17 protein-coding genes are annotated in these 17,787 nt (G+C 71.9%); 5 read left to right on the top strand and 12 right to left on the bottom strand.

Going from position 1 to position 17,787, the window contains the following annotated elements; all coding sequences use genetic code 11:
- Positions 1–205: 205 nt before the first annotated feature.
- The 3 genes from ACQEVM_RS14925 to ACQEVM_RS14915 all read right to left on the bottom strand — a co-directional run bounded on the left by ACQEVM_RS14925 (position 206) and on the right by ACQEVM_RS14915 (position 2,656).
- Positions 206–1,624, bottom strand: a complete 1,419-nt coding sequence (locus ACQEVM_RS14925) for a HAMP domain-containing sensor histidine kinase (protein ID WP_433078797.1) — start codon at positions 1,622–1,624, stop codon at positions 206–208.
- Positions 1,621–2,343 carry a response regulator transcription factor gene (locus ACQEVM_RS14920; protein WP_433078795.1) on the bottom strand — a complete coding sequence of 241 codons (723 nt, stop codon included), beginning with the start codon at positions 2,341–2,343 and terminating at the stop codon, positions 1,621–1,623. The genes ACQEVM_RS14925 and ACQEVM_RS14920 overlap by 4 nt, the downstream gene beginning before the upstream one ends.
- Before the next feature lie 187 nt (positions 2,344–2,530).
- Positions 2,531–2,656: a hypothetical protein gene (locus tag ACQEVM_RS14915; RefSeq protein ID WP_433078793.1), complete on the bottom strand. Its 126-nt coding sequence runs from the start codon at positions 2,654–2,656 to the stop codon at positions 2,531–2,533.
- Here ACQEVM_RS14915 and ACQEVM_RS14910 point away from each other — a divergent pair.
- Positions 2,649–3,104 (top strand): hypothetical protein, encoded by a 456-nt coding sequence (locus tag ACQEVM_RS14910; protein WP_433078791.1) that lies wholly within the window; start codon positions 2,649–2,651, stop codon positions 3,102–3,104. The two genes, ACQEVM_RS14915 and ACQEVM_RS14910, sit on opposite strands and share 8 nt — an antisense overlap.
- A 122-nt stretch (positions 3,105–3,226) precedes the next feature.
- On the opposite strand, the gene ACQEVM_RS14905 is transcribed toward ACQEVM_RS14910, so the two are convergent.
- From ACQEVM_RS14905 to ACQEVM_RS14895, 3 genes are all read right to left on the bottom strand, one after another.
- A complete protein-coding gene (locus ACQEVM_RS14905; protein WP_433078789.1) occupies positions 3,227–4,945 on the bottom strand; it encodes an acyl-CoA dehydrogenase family protein in 1,719 nt (572 codons plus the stop codon).
- Between the two features lie 78 nt (positions 4,946–5,023).
- A complete protein-coding gene (locus tag ACQEVM_RS14900; protein WP_433078787.1) occupies positions 5,024–5,593 on the bottom strand; it encodes a PadR family transcriptional regulator in 570 nt (189 codons plus the stop codon).
- 190 nt (positions 5,594–5,783) lie between these two features.
- Positions 5,784–6,575, bottom strand: coding sequence for an SDR family NAD(P)-dependent oxidoreductase (locus ACQEVM_RS14895; RefSeq protein WP_433078785.1), 792 nt, complete (start codon positions 6,573–6,575; stop codon positions 5,784–5,786).
- Positions 6,576–6,830: 255 nt separating this feature from the next.
- On the opposite strand from ACQEVM_RS14895, the gene ACQEVM_RS14890 reads away from it, so the two are divergent.
- The gene (locus tag ACQEVM_RS14890) at positions 6,831–7,490 is read left to right on the top strand and encodes a TetR/AcrR family transcriptional regulator (protein ID WP_433078783.1); all 660 of its coding nucleotides are present in this window, start codon (positions 6,831–6,833) and stop codon (positions 7,488–7,490) included.
- Here ACQEVM_RS14890 and ACQEVM_RS14885 read toward each other — a convergent pair.
- Both ACQEVM_RS14885 and ACQEVM_RS14880 read right to left on the bottom strand, forming a co-directional pair.
- Entirely contained in the window at positions 7,433–7,951 is a 519-nt protein-coding gene (locus tag ACQEVM_RS14885) for a hypothetical protein (RefSeq protein ID WP_433078781.1), read from the bottom strand. The two genes, ACQEVM_RS14890 and ACQEVM_RS14885, sit on opposite strands and share 58 nt — an antisense overlap.
- 103 nt (positions 7,952–8,054) lie before the next feature.
- On the bottom strand, positions 8,055–8,465 hold the full coding sequence (locus ACQEVM_RS14880) for a Fur family transcriptional regulator (protein WP_433078779.1): 411 nt from the start codon (positions 8,463–8,465) through the stop codon (positions 8,055–8,057).
- 357 nt (positions 8,466–8,822) lie between these two features.
- Between ACQEVM_RS14880 and katG the strand changes: the two genes are divergently transcribed.
- Entirely contained in the window at positions 8,823–11,057 is a 2,235-nt protein-coding gene (katG, locus tag ACQEVM_RS14875; protein ID WP_433078777.1) for a catalase/peroxidase HPI, read from the top strand.
- Positions 11,058–11,273: 216 nt separating this feature from the next.
- Positions 11,274–11,495: a hypothetical protein gene (locus ACQEVM_RS14870; RefSeq protein ID WP_433078775.1), complete on the top strand. Its 222-nt coding sequence runs from the start codon at positions 11,274–11,276 to the stop codon at positions 11,493–11,495.
- Between the two features lie 138 nt (positions 11,496–11,633).
- Here the strand turns inward: ACQEVM_RS14870 and ACQEVM_RS14865 are convergent, their stop codons facing one another.
- The 3 genes from ACQEVM_RS14865 to ACQEVM_RS14855 form a co-directional block, all read right to left on the bottom strand.
- Complete coding sequence (locus tag ACQEVM_RS14865; protein WP_433078773.1) at positions 11,634–11,960, bottom strand: C40 family peptidase; 327 nt, start codon at positions 11,958–11,960, stop codon at positions 11,634–11,636.
- Between the two features lie 521 nt (positions 11,961–12,481).
- A complete protein-coding gene (gene argG, locus ACQEVM_RS14860; RefSeq protein WP_433078771.1) occupies positions 12,482–13,930 on the bottom strand; it encodes an argininosuccinate synthase in 1,449 nt (482 codons plus the stop codon).
- A gap of 146 nt (positions 13,931–14,076) precedes the next feature.
- Positions 14,077–15,066 carry an alpha/beta hydrolase gene (locus tag ACQEVM_RS14855; protein ID WP_433078769.1) on the bottom strand — a complete coding sequence of 330 codons (990 nt, stop codon included), beginning with the start codon at positions 15,064–15,066 and terminating at the stop codon, positions 14,077–14,079.
- Between the two features lie 418 nt (positions 15,067–15,484).
- Between ACQEVM_RS14855 and ACQEVM_RS14850 the strand changes: the two genes are divergently transcribed.
- On the top strand, positions 15,485–16,483 hold the full coding sequence (locus tag ACQEVM_RS14850) for a helix-turn-helix domain-containing protein (protein ID WP_433078767.1): 999 nt from the start codon (positions 15,485–15,487) through the stop codon (positions 16,481–16,483).
- A gap of 71 nt (positions 16,484–16,554) precedes the next feature.
- Here the strand turns inward: ACQEVM_RS14850 and ACQEVM_RS14845 are convergent, their stop codons facing one another.
- The gene (locus ACQEVM_RS14845) at positions 16,555–17,607 is read right to left on the bottom strand and encodes a helix-turn-helix domain-containing protein (RefSeq protein ID WP_433078765.1); all 1,053 of its coding nucleotides are present in this window, start codon (positions 17,605–17,607) and stop codon (positions 16,555–16,557) included.
- Positions 17,608–17,787: the final 180 nt, after the last annotated feature.

The raw sequence follows: 17,787 nt of genomic DNA, 5'->3' as shown, positions 1-17,787 counted from the left end.
TCGCACACGCCGGGGCGTGCCTCGGACGTGGTGCCGCCCCGGTGTCGGGCGGCTCCGCACGACTGTACGAGTCGTACGAGCCGCCGGGCGGTCTCTGAAGGGAGCCCGCAGGTGCCCTTAAGGAACCGCTCAGACTCCGTTGCCTCCGGCCGGTGTCGGATCGTGCCGCTGACCGCCCCTGCCGGCCGCTGTCGGGGCCGACCGGTCAGTCCGCCTGTTGTCGTCCGCCACCGCGTCGGCGCCGACCGCGCAGGGAACGCCGGGCGGTGTCGGTGGAGCCGGTGGAGAGGCCGAAGGTGACGCGTACGGAGGCGCCTCCCAGGGCGGCGCGCCCGATCCGCACGGTGCCCCCGGTCGCCGTCGCCGCCCGCCGGACGATGTCCAGCCCCAGGCCCGTCGAGCCGGTGCTGCTCCCGCGCGTCAACGCCTGGTCCGGGTCGGGGATGCCGGGACCGGCGTCCTCGACCAGCAGTTCCACCGCCTGCGCGGTGCGGTCCACGACGATGGTGAACGCCGTGCCGTCGTCCGTGTACCGGAACACGTTGCCCACCAAGGCGTCCACGACGGCGGCCACGTCGTCGTGGGCGAGGTCGACGGTGGTGGCCTCCTCGGCGATGCGCAACGAGCAGTTCCGTCCCTGCTGTTCGGCGAGTACGGCCCAGAAGCCCGCCCGGCGGCGGATCACCTCGGCCGCCTCGCACCGCTCCCCCGCCGTCTTCCCGTGGGCCGCCGCTGTCGCGGCGCCCGTGTCGCCCGCCTCGCGCAGGGCGCGCCCCATCGGCCCCATGGCGAGCGGGGTGCGTGCGGTGGTGATGATCGCCTGGAGTTCCGCCTCCAGTGCGCCGACCGCGGCCTCGACCCTGCCGGACTCCAGGCTCGGGCCCATCCGTTCGGTGGCGAGGTGCAGGGCGGTCAGCGGGGTGCGCAGCCGGTGGGAGAGGTCCGCGACGAGTTCCCTTTCGATGGCGAGGAGTTCGGTCATCCGGTCGGCCATGGCGTTGAAGGCCACTCCGGCGTCGCGCAGTTCGCGCGGTCCCATGGGGACGACGCGGGTGTCGAGGTTGCCCTCCCCCAGCACGTAGGACGCCTGGGCGAGCTCCTTCGAGGACCGGACGACCTTCGCGCCGAGGCGGTCGGCGACGAGTACCGAGCCGATGAGCAGGCCTACCGCCAGGACCAGCATCACGGTCCATGAGGCGGCGACGCCCCGGGTCAGGTCGTCCTCGGGGACGAAGTTCTCGACGACGGCGACCCGGTCGTGCGGGAGCACGACCGGCTGGAGGAAGATCCAGCCGCCGCCGGGCACGTCCTGGGAGATGGACTCCCGTCCCTGTTTGGCCCGTTCGAGCAGTTCGGCGGGGGCGTGGCTGGTGCCGAGTTCGCGCGCGTCGGGCAGGTGGATGGCCAGGTGTTCCGACCGGTCCAGGCCCGCCATGGATTCCCGGAGGTCGTCGGGGTCGGTGGTCAGGGTCAGGATGGGCGCCATGGCGGCGGCCGGTTGTTCGGCGGCCGTGATGCTCTGCTCCCGGGCCAACGACATGACCAGTACGGCGAGCGGGATCAGGAACGAGAGGGCGACCATGGAGGTGACGGCGAGGGCCACTCCCGCCAGGGAGCGTCTCAACGGGGCTCCACCATTTTGATGCCGACTCCCCGCACGGTCCTCAGATAGCGGGGCGCGGCGGCGCTCTCGCCGAGTTTGCGGCGCACTGCCGAGAGGTGCACGTCGACCGTCTGGTCGTCCACGTAGGGTTCGCGCCACACCTCACTCAGGAGCCGACGCTTGGAGACGACCTGTCCCGCGTGATGGGCGAGGAATGCCAGGAGATCGAACTCGCGGCGGGTGAATCGGAGTTCCTGTCCGGCGAGGACGGCGGTCCGGGCCACGGGGTCCAGCGTCAATTGGCCGACGGACACCGGCCGCATCAGATCGGCCGGGCCGGCGGGACGGGGAGCGCCGGCCGGATCCGCGGTGTGCGTTCCGGTCGTGCGGCGCAGCACCGCGGAGAGGCGGGCCACGAGTTGGCCGCCCGAGAACGGTTTGACCAGGTAGTCGTCGGCGCCCGCGTTGAGCAGCCTGATGATCTCCGCCTCGTCGTCGCGGGCGGTGGCGACCACCACGGGCACCGGGGATATGCCCCTGATCATGCGGAGTGCGTCGCCGCCGTCCAGGTCCGGCAGCCCGAGGTCGAGCACGACCGCGTCGAACGACGTCCGGGTGATTTCCCGCAAGGCTCCGAAACCGTCGCCTGTGTTGTGGACGGCGTACCCCTGCTCGGTGAGTATTTCGATCAGGAACGCGCGAATGCGGGGGTCGTCCTCGACGACGAGTACACGGGGCATGCGGGACACCTTATCCAGCGGTCCATTTGACCGGAATCGAGGAGCCGGGTGTCATTCTCCACAGCCTTTCCCGACATTCCACCGGATGTCGGTCACCGGAATGGGGTGCCCTTTCCGGTGCCGTTCAGGGCGACCGGACGGCCCGTCACCACGCCGGCGTTCGATCGCGGCGGGCTCGACCGTCGCTTCAGAAGGACGTCTCCCGCACGGTGGCCCGCGCCGACGGCACGACGGTCGCCGTGACCTGCGAACGGTGACCGCTGCCGGAGAAGGTGACGGTCAGTGTGTCGTCGGCGGACTGGGCGGTGGCCACTTTGAATCCGGGCGCCGGAACCGCGGAGATCAGACACACCCCGTCGCTTCCGTACCGCACGGTCGCCTTGCCGCCCGTCGACGGGATGGTGTGCGGACCCGAGCCGCCCCGCTCGCAGCTCTGGGCCGGGGTGGTGCGTGGGGTGCCGCTCGGGGTGGAGGAGGCGCTCGCGCGGCTGCTCGACGCCGACGGGCGCGGCGTGTTCGCGGCGGACGGCGACGCCGAGGAGGCCTGCGGGCCGGGAGCCGAGGGCGAGGTGGAGGGGCTCGCCGAGACGGACGCGGAAGCGGAGGCGGTGACCGGCGCGGGCGGGCTCGACGAGGGGAACACGGTCGGCGCCGACCGGGCGACCGGGGGCTTCGGTCGGGTGGAGCCCGTCACGAAGTCGACGGTGGCCATGACGGCCGTCACGCTGGCGGCCGTACAGGACACCCATATGAGCAGGTAGCGCGGAAAGCGGAAGCGGTGCACTCCACCATAGTGACGGAGGCGCGGACCGGTCGGTGACCCGGTACGCGCTCCCCCGCCGCCGGGCCCACCGACCTGCGGTGAACTCGGCGGCGGTGACGACTACGGCGCCATCTCGTACGTCCCCGACAGCGCCTCGACCCGCGCCCACACGCGCGCCGAGCGCTCCTCGTCCACGACGGGACGTCGTACCGCGCCGAGTGCCCAGTCCTGCTGCTGCCCGGTGGCGGAGTCCTTGCCGTGCAGTTCGACGGCGTGCGCGGAGAAGTCGCGCACGAGGACGGAGAACAGTTCGTCCAGCACGTCCTCGTCCAGGCCCGTGAGGCGGGCCTGCTCCAGGATCAGCTGGCCGTGGACCACGAGGGCGAACAGTTGGCCCACGGCGAGCAGCAGGTCCAGGTCGCGGCTCTGCTCCTCGTCGGGCGCGGCGGTGGCGACGAACTCGCACAGCGCGTCCGCCTGCTCGCGCAGTCGGGCGACGTTGGGGAGCTCGGCGTACGCGTCGTAGGCGGTGCGCCAGTCGTGGAAGCGCACGGAACCCAGGCCACGGGCGGGCCCCTGGCGGAAGAGGAACGCGTCGTCGGCGGCGTCGAGCCGGGTCGGGACGGGTGCGTAGTCGGCCGGGTCCAGCAGGTGGTTGCGCATGAACTTGAGGATCAGCGCGAGGTTGACGTGGACCGTGCCCTCCAGCTTGGGCAGCCCGCGGATCTCCACGGCGGCCTGGGCGAAGTACGTGTCCTTCTCGAAGCCCTTGGCGGCGATGACGTCCCACAGGAGGTCGATGACCTTCTCGCCCTCCGTGGTCACCTTCATCTTCGTCATCGGGTTGAACAGCAGGTACCGGCGGTCGTCGGGGCCCGCGGAGCGGAAGTAGTCCACGGCGCGGTCGCTGAAGAGCTTCATTCCCACGAGGCGGACGTACGCGTCGCTCAACTCCCGCCGCACGTGGGGGAAGGCGGTGACGGGGCGGCCGTAGAGCACCCGGTTGTGCGCATGGGTGACGGCCTCGTACATCGCGTGTTCGCAGATGCCGATCGAGGCGGTGCAGAGGTTGAACTTGCCCACGTTGACCGTGTTGAGGGCGGCGTCGAAGGCGGCCCGGCCGGTGTGCAGGACGTCCTGCGGGGTCACCGGGTAGTCCGTCAGGCGGAACTCGCTGACGTACTTCGAGGAGTCGACCACGTTCTTCACGAGGTCGTACGAGGGGTGGCGGCTGTCGGCCGCGAAGAAGACGTATCCGTCGGGGCCCTCGACGTCGGTGCGGCGGCCGAAGACGGAGACCAGGCCGGCGGCGTTGCCGTTGCCGATGTAGTACTTGGAGCCGCTCGCCCGGAACCCGCCGTCGCCGTCGGGCTCCAGGAGCATGTCGGTGGAGTAGATGTCGGCGCCGTGCGTCTTCTCGGACAGGCCGAAGGCGAAGACCTCGCCCTGGTCGAGGAGTTCGGCGGCCCGGCTGCGGGCGTCGGCGTTGTCGCTCTGCCAGACGGGTCCCAGGCCGAGGATGGTCACCTGCCACGCGTACCAGTAGTCGAGACCGTAGAACCCGAAGATCTCGTTGAGGGCGGCGATCCGGGCGGTGTCCCAGCGCCGGCCCTCCTGCGCGGAGGCGGAAGCCGGGGTGAGGAAGGTGGCGAACAGGCCTTCCTTGGCGGAGAAGGCGAGGAAGTCGCCCAGCCAGGCGCGGGACCGGTAGTCCTCGATCAGCCGGCGCTTGCCGCGCTCCTCGAACCAGTCGACGGTGGCGCGCAGCAGCCTGCGGGTCTCGGGGTCGAAGTGCTGCGGGTCGTAGGTGCGCGGGTTGAACAGCAACGGGTCGGCCATGGAGGTTCGCCTTCCGAGGGGTCGGGGGTACGGCTGGGGAGGTGCGGAGTCGGGGAGCGGGGCGCGGGGTGGGCGCGGTCAGGCGTCCGGGTGGGAGGACTCGCCGATCCGGTGGACGGTGGCGAGTACGTCGTCGAGCCAGGCGACGGTCATGCGTTCGTAGGCGATGCCGCCGCGCAGCACGACGTGTTGCAGTTCCTGCCCGGCGTCGGGCGGCGTGGGGGCCTCGGGCCCGGTGAAGTCGCGCCGTTCACCGGCGAGGTAGTGCGCGAGGCGGTCGGCGTGTACCTGGCGGTGCCGTTCGACCTCGCGTGTGAGCGCGGCCGGGTCGTCGAAGGCCGCGCCGCGGATCTTCACGGCGAGGTCGTGCCGCAGGCTCTCGGGCTCGATCGGTTCGTGCAGCCACCCGGAGAGGGCGGTGCGACCGGCGTCGGCGACCGAGTATTCCTTCTTGTCCGGGCGGCCCTGTTGCGGCACCTCGCGGACGGCGAGCAGGCCGTCGCTCTCCATGCGCTTGAGCACGCGGTAGATCTGCTGGTGGGTGGCGGTCCAGAAGTAGCCGATGGACCGCTCGAAGCGCCGGGCCAGCTCATAGCCGGAGCCCGGCTTCTCCAGCAGCGAGACGAGGATCGCGTGTTCGAGCGCCATGGTGCGATCCTTCTATGCAACTCGTTGCATAGACAAGTCGCAGCGGCCGGGTGAGACGTGACTCACCCGACGCGACTCACCCGGGACGACCCGTCTCGCCAGGGCCCAAGGGGCGGGTTCACCCGCGCCGAGGGGCCGTTCCACCGTTGTGCGGGGCCCCCGGTAGGCGGCCGGCCCCGCGGGTGTCCGCTCACCGGCGTCCGCGCTGCGCCTCCACGATCCGGCTCACGGCGCCGTCCACTCCCGCGCGGCGCTGCACCTTCTCGGAGAAGGCCGGGAACTGGCCGGCGATGGCACTGAGCAGCCTCAACTCCAAGGGGGCCACGTTGACTTCGCACAGATCGCGCTCGACGGCACGGGTCACGCCCCGAGCCACGTCCTGCGGCGACACCGTCCGCGCCCCGCCGGGGGGCGTCGATCCCGTCGCGGCGAACATGCCCGCGTCCCGTACGTATCCCGGTTGGACGAGCGAGAGTCCGACGCCGGTGCCCCGCAGGTCCTGGCGGAAGGCCAGCGCGAAGCCGCGCAGGCCGAACTTCGAGGCGTTGTAGAGCGAGGAGGACTTGGTGGCGGCCTTCCCGGAGATCGAGCCGACGAGCACGATGTGGCCCTTTCCCGCCTCGACCATGCGGGGTGCGAGCAGACGGGTCAGCATGACGGGGGCGCGCAGGTTCACGGCCAGGGAGCGGTCGACCTGCTCGGGGGTGTAGTCGAGCAGGTCGCCGCTGGACGGAAGGGCCGCGTTGGCGACGAGGATGTCCGTCTCGGGGCACGCCTCGGCGAGACGGGTGACGTCGTCCGGGTCGGCGAGGTCGGCGAGGACGGCTCGGGCGCCGAGTTCGTCGGCCACGGCCTTCAGGGCGTCCTCCCGGCGCCCCGTGATCACGAGTTTCGCGCCCTTCGCGGTGAGCGTGCGGGCCAGCGTCAGGCCTATGCCACCCGTGACGCCGGTGAGGAGAACGGTCGATCCGGTGATGCGCATCCCAAGATCCTCCTTCTTGTTCGTTCGAACGAACAATAGAGAGTGGGTCCGGGCGTGTCCACGGCGGGAACCGGACTGCGTGGACTCCCGAACTGCCGCCTCGCGCGGCACGGTTGGCTCGGGAGGGGCGGGCGACGGGCCGTCCGCGAACCGACGGGCGAGGCGTTCCGCGCGGGACACCCCACCCGGGGGCGGGCCGCCGTTTGCGACAATCCCCCTGTCGATCGACGGCCGTGAGGAAGCAGGGTGGAGCACGTGGCTCAGCAGGCAGAGGACCGCGCTCCGGACGGCCGCGCGGAACGCGGACGGCAGTCGCGAGTGAAGATCGCGGACGCCGTGCTGGCGCTGCTCGACGAGGGGGAGACACATTTCGCCGCGGATCGCGTGGCCGAGCGGGCGGGCGTGTCCCGCCGGTTGGTGTTCCACCATTTCGCGGACATGGCCCAGTTGATCGAAACCGCCATCACCCGCAGGCTGGAGCAGTTGATCGAGCAGATCCGACCCCTGCCGACCGAGGGGTCGCGTACCGCCCGGGTCGCGGCCCTCACGGAGCAGCGGGCCAGGATCCTGGAATGGATCACACCGGCCCAGTTGACGACCATGCGCCTGGAGCGGCGGTCCGAGCGGATCGACGAGGTCACCCGACAGGTGCTGGACCTGGCGCGCGAGCGCTTGGCGACGGTCTTCGCCGAGGAACTCGACCGGGCGCCGGCCGACCGGGCGGCCGACCTGCTCAACGGTCTGGACGCGGTGACCACCTGGGGCGCCTGGTACCACTGGCGCAGCAGCGGTCTCGACGTCGACGCGGCGCACCGCGCGATGGAGACCTCGGTGCACGCCCTTCTGGCGGCGACGGATCAGGCGGAGGACTCGGCGGGCGCCGGACGGCGCTCCCCGGCCGGGGGCGGGGTGTGACCGTGCCCGGACAGCCTCGCGTGCAGGGTGGGCCCGCCCGCCGCCACGAGGACGAACAGGCAGCCGGCGGTGACGAGGCTCGGCTCGGGGAGCCACGCGCCCAGGATCCAATCGAGTAGCAGCGCGAGGGCCACGAGCAGCACCTTGGCCGCCAGGAGCGAGAGGACCAGCCGCTTGTCGCGGGCCGTCCCGGCTCGGGCCCGACGGCGGCCGTTCAGCGTCATCGCCAGTGCGGCCACGGCGAGGACGGCCAGTACGCGCAGTGCGTGCTCGGCGGGCGGAGTGTCACCGCCGAGGGCCCAGACCGCACCCATGACCAGGCCCGCCACGGCGTACGCGACGGCCTCGGCGTGCCGGGACATCCACGTCCGGGCCCGGGCGGGCGGCCGGGGCCGCTCCGCCGCGCGTCGGTCGGACGGTGCCACGCCCGGGGGCCTGCGAGTCTCGACAGTGGTCGGCATGTCGACCCCTCGATCACTGGAGGAGAATACTTATTGCACTTCGAGTGTCATATGTTTGGTCTCCTCCGTCAAGCGGTGCGAGGCCGGCCCCGATCGCGGACGCCTACGCGCAGGAAGGACACAGACCCCGATAGGTGACCTCCACCGCGGAGACGGAGAACCCGAACCGCTCCTCCGCGGGAAGGTCCGACAGGGGGCTGCCGGTCGGGTGGACGTCGCGGATGGTCCCGCAGCCGGAGCACACCAGGTGGTGGTGCGGGTGGTGCGCGTTGGGGTCGTAGCGCTTCGCCCGTCCGTCGGTGGACAACTCCCTGACCTCGCCCAGGACGACCAGCTCACCGAGGGCGTTGTAGACGGTCGCCCGCGAGATCTCGGGCAGTCGCTCCACGGCGCGGGCGTGCACCTCGTCGGCCGTCAGGTGCACGTGATCACCGTCGAGCACCTCCGCCACGACACGTCGCTGGGAGGTCATCCTCCAGCCACGCCCCCGCAGTCGCTCCAGCAGATCACTCATATCGGTTCGCCTTTTCAGGTTCGGTGGGAGCCCGGAGTTCGTCGGCCCGTCCGGAATCCTATGGGATATGGGTCTGGTGCCCTTCTTGACTTGGACTCTGTCCATCGTAGGATCGGTTCTGTCGACAGCCAAGGGACAGGAAGATTTTCAGCACCGCAGGAGACACCGACGTGACGGACCGCCCCCGCGCAGCAGCCGGGCCGCGTCCGACCGACCGGGCGTCGGTCGGGTTCGGCACGCGCACCGTGTGGTCGCCGGCGGCCGCTCCCGCGCCCTGCGGCCTGACCCCGATCGTTTCGCTGTCTCGCCGCCCACAGTTGCCTGGCACCGAGATCCGCTTGGCCCGGAAGGATTCCCATGTCTGAGAACCATGACGCAATCGTCGTAGACGCGAAGACGAACGAGGGCGGAGGTGGCTGCCCGGTCGCGCACGAGCGGGCCGCCCACCCGACGCAGGGTGGTGGAAACCGCCAGTGGTGGCCGGAGCGGCTGAACCTGAAGATCCTCGCCAAGAACCCCGCCGTGGCCAACCCCCTCGGCGAGGAGTTCGACTACGCCGAGGCGTTCAACAACCTTGACCTCTCGGCCGTGAAGCGGGACATCGCCGAGGTTCTGACGGACTCGCAGGACTGGTGGCCCGCCGACTTCGGCAACTACGGCCCGTTCATGGTCCGCATGGCGTGGCACAGCGCGGGCACCTACCGCATCAGCGACGGCCGCGGCGGCGCCGGTGCCGGACAGCAGCGCTTCGCCCCCCTCAACAGCTGGCCGGACAACGGCAACCTGGACAAGGCGCGCCGCCTGTTGTGGCCGGTGAAGAAGAAGTACGGCCAGAACATCTCCTGGGCCGACCTCATGATCCTGACCGGCAACGTCGCCCTGGAGTCGATGGGCTTCGAGACCTTCGGCTTCGCCGGCGGCCGCGCGGACGTCTGGGAGCCCGACGAGGACGTCTACTGGGGCCCCGAGACCACCTGGCTCGACGACGAGCGCTACACGGGCGACCGCGAGCTGGAGAACCCGCTCGGCGCGGTCCAGATGGGCCTGATCTACGTCAACCCCGAAGGCCCGAACGGCACCCCCGACCCGCTCGCCGCGGCGCGCGACATCCGTGAGACGTTCCGCCGCATGGCAATGAACGACGAGGAGACGGTCGCCCTCATCGCGGGTGGCCACACCTTCGGCAAGACCCACGGCGCCGGCCCGGCGGACCACGTCGGCAACGACCCCGAGGCCGCCTCCATCGAGCAGCAGGGCCTGGGCTGGAGCAACAGCTTCGGCACCGGCAAGGGCGGCGACGCGATCACCAGTGGCCTTGAGGGCATCTGGACGACCACCCCGGTGACCTGGGACAACACCTTCTTCGACATCCTCTTCGGATACGAGTGGGAGCTATTCAAGAGCCCGGCCGGCGCGCACCAGTGGCGACCGAAGGACAACGGCGGGGCGGGCACCGTTCCCGACGCCCACGACGCGTCCAGGACCCACGCGCCCACGATGCTGACGACGGACCTGTCGCTGCGCGTCGACCCGGCGTACGAGCAGATCTCGCGGCGCTTCCACGAGAACCCGGCCGAGTTCGCGGACGCCTTCGCCCGCGCGTGGTTCAAGCTGACGCACCGTGACATGGGTCCGATCGTGCGCTACCTCGGCCCGGAGGTCCCCTCCGAGACGCTGCTGTGGCAGGACCCGCTCCCCTCGGTGACGCACGCGCTCGTCGACACGGAGGACGTCGCCGACCTCAAGCGCCGGGTCCTCGCCTCGGACCTGTCGGTGTCCGCGCTCGTGTCCGCGGCGTGGGCGTCCGCCTCGTCGTTCCGCGGGAGCGACAAGCGCGGCGGCGCCAACGGTGCGCGCATCCGGCTCGAACCGCAGAGCGGTTGGGAGGTCAACAACCCCGACGAGCTGGCGACGGTACTGCGCACGCTGGAAGGCGTCCGGGAGACCTTCAACTCCGCCCGGTCCGACGGCAAGCAGGTCTCGCTCGCCGACCTGATCGTGCTGGCCGGCGGCGCGGCCGTCGAACAGGCCGCCAAGAACGCGGGCTTCGACGTGCGGGTGCCCTTCACCCCCGGCCGGGTGGACGCGTCCCAGGAGCAGACGGACGTGGAGTCGTTCGCGGCTCTGGAGCCGGCCGCCGACGGTTTCCGCAACTACCTCGGCAAGGGCAACCGGCTGCCGGCCGAGTACCTTCTCATCGACCGGGCGAACCTGTTGACGTTGAGCGCGCCCGAGATGACGGTCCTCGTCGGTGGGCTCCGTGTGCTCGGCGCGAACCACCAGAAGTCCTCGGCGGGCGTCCTCACCAAGACGCCCGAGTCGCTGACGAACGACTTCTTCGCCAACCTGCTCGACCTCGGCACCACGTGGACGGCGACGTCCCAGGACGCGAACACCTTCGAGGGTCGCGACTCCTCGACGGGCGAGGTCAAGTGGACCGGCACCCGCGCCGACCTCGTCTTCGGCTCGAACTCCGAACTGCGCGCGGTCGCGGAGGTCTACGCGAGCGATGACGCGAAGGAGAAGTTCGTCAAGGACTTCGTCGCCGCGTGGGACAAGGTGATGAACCTGGACCGGTTCGACCTCGTCTGATCGCGGCGTCCGGGTCGGCCCCACCGGCCGACCCGGACCTCGACACCAGGGGGACGTCGACACAGGCGCGATGACGCGTGGGCCGGCAGGGCCGCCCTGGAATCCGGCCCATGGCCGCCCCCGCCGTTTCGCGTCCGTACTCGGCGACGAAGCGACTCATCGGGCTGTGCCTCGGTTGCGGCCTGACCGTCGTACTGCTCGGGGCCGCACCCCGACGTGCCGGCCGCGGGGGTGGCCGCGGACCGGCTCCGCGACGCGGTCACACCGCTCCGCCCGTACGCGGTCTCCGGCCTCTCGGCGCCCGGCCTGCGCACGGCCGCGAGACACCTCGACGCCACGGCGGCGGGCCTGACCTGGCTGGAGTTCGACGCGACGGGCCGATCGGCGACCGGCGCCCTCGACCCGGCGCGCGCGACCGTCGGGGCGGGCGCCGGGTAGGGGCCGGCCGCGCACGCGCGCGCTCCCCTGCCCGAGGTTCTGCCCGTCGCCGGCAACCAGCAGTGCGGTGGGGCGAGTTGGAGTTCCCTGTCGCCGTCCCCGGCGAGCCGTCCGCAGTCGGCGCAGGGGGCGGGAACGTCATGTGGCGCGGCCGTAGCGGACGTTGCCGGTCCAGATCCGTTCCAGGCGCACCGAGGCGCCCGGACGCGGCGCGTGCCACAGCTTGTCGTTGCCGGCGTAGATGCCGACGTGTCCCACGGTCGAGCCCTTGGGGAAGAACACCAGGTCTCCCGCCGCACGTTGGACGGAGGGGACGGGCCGGGTGTGTGCGTACTGCTGCTCGGCGGTGCGGGGCAGATCCTTGCCGGCCTGCCGGAAGGCGTAGAGCGTCAATCCGGAGCAGTCGAAGCGTTCGGGGCCCGTCGCGCCGCGCGCGTAGGGTGCGCCCTCTTTGGAAGCCGCCACGGCCAATGCCTTGTTGCCGTAGGCGGGGGCCACCTCGATGGGGGCCGCGTGCGCCGGAACCGCGGTGCCGGCGGGGGTCGCGATGGTGACGAGAAGCAGGAGCGGAGATGCGAGTCGAGCGGTTTTTCGGCGAAATGGGGCTTTACGTGCGTCCGTCGTGGAGTGGGGCATCGTGATACCTCCGTACTCGGATGCGAGACAGCCGACCTGTTTCTTCGAATTGCTCCTTTCGTGGATATCCGTTGACCCGTGACCGCCGACAAGTGTTCTTCACGTGACGCCGGATATCGGTGCGAGACACGGCATATCCCGACTGTTTTCTGTAAAAGTTCGCCATTCGACAACGCGGCTCCGCAACTCCCCTCGCGGTGACGGACCGTGGGCACCAGGCGCGCCCGCCGCACGACATGAAGGAGCCGGGCCCGCCATGCGGGCCCGGCTCGTACTTCTCGTTCACCGCCCCGGTGGTTTCGACGCGGCACCGTCGTGCGCGCCACCCGGGTCCCGGAACCGCGACCGGATCAGTCGGTGCCGAACTCCATCGCGGCGCGGTCCAGCAGCTCGTCGTCGCCGGAGACCTCACCGCGCGAGGCGATGGCCTCGGCGCCGCCCTCCGGCATGCTGCCGATCAGGCCGGTGGCGGCCGCCTGCGCGGCGCCGACCAGTGCGGGGCGGGCCGTGCCGACGATGCCCAGGCCCGCGTACTGCTCCAGCTTGGCGCGCGAGTCGGCGATGTCGAGGTTGCGCATCGTGAGCTGACCGATCCGGTCCACCGGACCGAACGCCGAGTCCTCGGTGCGCTCCATGGAGAGCTTGTCCGGGTGGTAGCTGAAGGCCGGGCCCGTGGTGTTCAGCAGCGAGTAGTCCTCACCGCGACGCAGCCGCAGGGTCACCTCGCCGGTCACCGCGGAACCGACCCAGCGCTGGAGCGATTCGCGGACCATGAGGGCCTGCGGGTCCAGCCAGCGGCCCTCGTACATGAGCCGGCCGAGACGCCGACCCTCGTTGTGGTACTGGGCGACGGTGTCCTCGTTGTGGATCGCGTTGACGAGGCGCTCGTACGCGGCGTGCAGCAGGGCCATGCCGGGGGCCTCGTAGATGCCGCGGCTCTTGGCCTCGATGATCCGGTTCTCGATCTGGTCCGACATGCCGATGCCGTGCCGGCCGCCGATCGCGTTGGCCTCCATCACCAGGTCGACCGGCGAGGAGAACTCCTTGCCGTTGATCGTCACCGGACGGCCCTGGTCGAAGCCGATCGTCACGTCCTCGGGGGCGATCTCGACCGTGGGGTCCCAGAACCGCACGCCCATGATCGGCTCCACGGACTCCACGCCGGTGTCCAGGTGCTCCAGGGTCTTGGCCTCGTGGGTGGCGCCCCAGATGTTGGCGTCGGTCGAGTACGCCTTCTCGGTGCTGTCCCGGTAGGGAAGCCCGTGGGCGACCAGCCACTCCGACATCTCCTTGCGTCCACCGAGCTCGGTGACGAAGGCGGCGTCGAGCCACGGCTTGTAGATGCGCAGGTGGGGGTTGGCGAGCAGACCGTAGCGGTAGAACCGCTCGATGTCGTTGCCCTTGAACGTCGAGCCGTCGCCCCAGATCTGCACGTCGTCCTCGACCATGGCCCTGACCAGCAGCGTGCCGGTGACGGCGCGGCCGAGCGGGGTGGTGTTGAAGTAGGCACGGCCGCCGGAACGGATGTGGAACGCGCCGCAGGCGAGCGCGGCCAGGCCTTCCTCGACCAGGGCCGCCCTGCAGTCGACCAGGCGCGCGACCTCGGCCCCGTAGGCCTGGGCCCGCCCGGGCACCGAGCCGATGTCGGGCTCGTCGTACTGGCCGATGTCGGCGGTGTAGGTGCACGGGACGGCACCCTTGTCGCGCATCCACGCGACCGCGACCGAGGTGTCGAGGCCGCCCGAGAAGGCGATGCCGACGCGCTCGCCGGCGGGCAGGGAGGTGAGAACCTTAGACATGGGAAGAGTATGCACCGAAACGCATGTCTATGCAAAACCCGCCTCCTCCCGGCGGTCACGACCCGGTGCGGGTTCGCCGGGGCGCGTCACCTCGGCCGCAGGTTCCGGGCAGCGTACGGGCGACTCCGAGAGGGTGGCTCAGGTCTTCAACGTCCGTACTGATGAAGGGCGATGTGCAGGGTGTCAGTGATCTGGACGCGGGCCGCGCGGGCGGCGTGCGTGCCGCGGAGCAGGTCGAAGAGGACGAATCCGTGGATGGTGCCCTGGTAGCGGACCGACACCACGGGGACGTCCTCCTCCCTCAGCCGGGCCGCGTACGCCTCGCCCTCGTCGCGCAGCACGTCGGCCTCCGCGGTGAGGACCAGTGCCGGAGGCAGCCCCCTGAGCTGCTCGCTCGGCGCCCTGAGCGGGGAGACGGCACGCTGAGCGCGGGTCTCGGCGTCGGGCGCGTACTGCTCCCAGTAGTCCCGCATCGCCGCGCGCCCCAGGAAGTAACCCTCGGCGAACTCCTCGTAGGAGGGGGTGTCCATCGCGGCGTCGGTCGCCGGGCAGACCAGGACCTGCTGGAGGAAGCGCGGCCCGCCGCACCGGTTGGCCCTCAGGGTGAGGGCGGCGGCGTGGTGCGCGCCGGCGCTGACGCCGATCACGGCCATCCTGGTCCCGTCGAGACCGCAATCACCCCCCTGGCCGACGATCCAGCGCGCGACGGTGTGGGCCTGCTCGACGGCGCCGGGGTGGCGTGCGTCGCCCGGGACGTCGTACTCGGGGATGACCACGGCGGCATCGGTGCCGAGGACGAGGTCGGTGACCAGGTGCCGGTGCGCGTAGGCGTCGGTCAGCATCCAGCCCAGTCCGTGCAGGTAGAGGACCACGGGCAGCGGTCCGTCGCTGTCGGCCGGGCGCAGGATCCGTACGCGGGTCCGCCGGCCCGCCGGACCCGGGACGGCCAGCCACTCCTCCACGACGTCGGGTTCGTGCGGCGCGTCGCCGCCGTCCCAGAGTTCCGACAGGCGGGCGCGCGAGGCCGCGAGGTCGAGCCCGTCGCGTTCCGTCGGGCACGAGTGGCGCCGCACGAAGGCCCGGGCCTGGCGGTCGAGAACGGGTCCCGGTCGGGCGACCTCGACGTCGTTGTTCACGGGCACTCCTGCACGGGGCTCCTGTACGGGGCGTGGCTGCGGGCCTTCGACGGAGCGGCCTGACGGCCCCCACGGCCGGGCAGGCCGGCGCTCGGTGCCGGATCCGGTCATGCCGCGGTACCGGGGGCGGGCCCACCCTACGGAACACCGGTCGGGACTTCGACGGCGGCACCGTGCCCGTACGTGACGCTGCGTGCACGGTTCGCCGGGCACGCGGTGCGCGGCGAGAGCCGGTGCGGTCACTCCTTGCCCCTCTCCGTGTCCGTGGCCGTGGCCGTGGCCACGCTCGCCGACGGCAGTCATATGACCTACCAGGCGTCGCCGCCCGCGCCACAGACTCGAAGCAGTACCGCGGGAGGGCAGCCGCCCCCTCCCCCGTGCGTCCTGTTGTTCTCCGAGGCGGCCGAAGGGAGTCTGCGTGCGTGCTCTCACCGCACCTGCCGCACCACCGGATGCCGACGCGGAGCGGAACACGGACGGCGCGGCCGACCTCGCGCGCTGGTTGGCGCCCGTCTCGGCCGGCGCCCGGGCCCAGGGGTCCGAGGCCGGCGCGCCCCGGTGTCGCGGCTTCGGATACCTGCGCCTGCTCCTCTGGCAGGCGGCGCCCGCGCAGCTGAGTCGTACGCCGCGGACGGTGGCGCGAGAGCCCCTGGACGCCGTCGCCGTCGTGCTCCCCCGGCACGGCACGACCGCCGTCGCCCAGGACGGCCGAACGGCCACCGTCGGAGCGGGCGAACTGACCCTGATCGACCTGCGCCGGCCGTTCGCACTGGAGCGCGCCGCGGGGGCGTCGGTACTGCTCTGCCGGCTGCCGGCGCACGCGCTGGGGCTCTCGGTGGCGGACCTGCGTCCCGTCCTCGGGCGCGTCGTGCCGATCGGCGGGGACGGTGTGGCGGCCTTGCTGGGGCCCCTGCTGCACGGTCTCGGCGCGTCGGGCGACGCGATGTCCGCGACGGTGGGCGAGCGGCTGGGCGGTGTCGTCACGGAGTTCGTGGCCGCGCTCGTGAACGAGTGCAACGAGGGGCCGCAGGAGCGGAGCGGCCCCGTGTGTCCGGGGCGTGAGGCACTGCTGCGCGCCGTCCGGGAGCACATCGATCGCCACCTCGGCGACCCGGACCTGTCCCCGGAACGCATAGCGGCGGCCCACGGCATCTCGGTGCGCTACCTGCACCGGCTGTTCGAGGCGGAGGACATCACCGTGGGCAGGCTGGTCCACCGGCGGCGCGTCGAGCAGTGCGAGCGTGAGCTGAGCCGGCGCGGTCGGGTGAGCCCGTCCATCTCGGCGGTGGCCCAGCGCTGGGGCTTTCGCAGCCCGGCGCACTTCAGCCGGGCCTTCAAGGCCGTGTACGGGCACTCGCCGCGCCAGTGGCGGGCGGCTGCCCTGGGCGCCGCGGAGGCCGCGCCCCCGCGAGCGTGACGCGGCACGGAATGCGGCGCCCCCAGGGCTCCCGCCGGCGGGCGGCGGGGGCCGGGGTTCCACCGGCGGGGTCACCCCGTGGGCCGGACCGGCCGGACCCGGGAGTCGCGCCAGTCGCTCGGCGACATTCCGTACGCCGTACGGAAACTGCGGCTGAAGTGGGCCGCGCCGGCGAACCCCCAACGACCGGCCACGACGGCCACGCCGATGTCGGCGCGCCCCGGCCGGGCCAGCTCCCGGCGCGCCTCCTCCAGTCGGCGGTGCTGGATCCAGCGCCCGACCGTGCTGTCGTGTTCCGAGAACAGCTTGTGCAGATGGCGGATCGACACGTGGTGCGCGGCGGCGACGGTCACCGGTGACAGTCCGCGGTCCCAGAGGGACTCGTCGATGTGGGCGCGCACCCTGCGGGTGAGTTCCTCTCGCTCGGGCCGCCGTGCCGGCCGTGCCCCGCTGTCACCCGCCTCGACCGCCAGGGCGGCGACGAGTTCGGCGACATTGCCGGCCAGGTGCAGGGCCGTGCGCGCCGAGTACCCCGGGGCCTGCTCGGCCAGGGTCCGCAGGAGGGGTGCGAGCAGCGGGGCCACGGACCCGCGCAGGGGCGGGTCCCGGCGGACCAGGTCGCTGATCTGCTCACCGGTGACGGCGAGGGAGCCGCACGGGATCCGCACGAGGTGCAGGCGAAACCCCTCGTACGCGTGGAGGGCGAACGGCTCCGACCCGTCCAGGACGAACAGCTCCGACGGGCGCAGGGCCGCCCCCGTTTCCCCCCGGCCGGCGGGGAGCGTGTCCGGGCCGCCGGGGACCAACCGTGCCCGACCGTCGGAGAGGACGCCCAGGAGGAGGTGCCCGCCGGGCACGCCCCCGGCGTCCAGGGCGAGGGTGGTCCGGGCGGGACCGCGGACCGTGCTCACGTGCAGGAAGCCCAGCGTGCCGGAGTCGACCCGGCCGGTGAACGCGGCTTGGCCGTCGGTGACGACCAGGGGGGCGAAGGCCTCCGCGAGGCTCGCGCCGGCCGACACGGCTCCCGGGACCGCCCCCGTGCCCGCGTTCGGGTTCGTGCTGCCCGCGTTCGGGTTCGGGTTCGGGTTCGTGTCCGATCGTTCCGCGCCGGCGGTTCGGGACATGGACGTCAGGCTCATGCGGCCCCCTGGTCTGTGCGTCGCCCCGGAGGCCGAGGCGTTGTGCCGGAAATCCGGGCCGCGCGCCACGCGCCCGCCCTCGCCCTCAGCCTGCGCCGGGACGGTACGGATGGGTAGGGCGCGGGGCGTTCAGTGCACGGACGGGCAACAGCCGTGCAGGCTGAG

The organism is Streptomyces sp. CA-243310 (assembly GCF_050936775.1).
Classification (GTDB): domain Bacteria; phylum Actinomycetota; class Actinomycetes; order Streptomycetales; family Streptomycetaceae; genus Streptomyces.
This window is presented reverse-complemented; position numbering and strand designations above follow the sequence as displayed.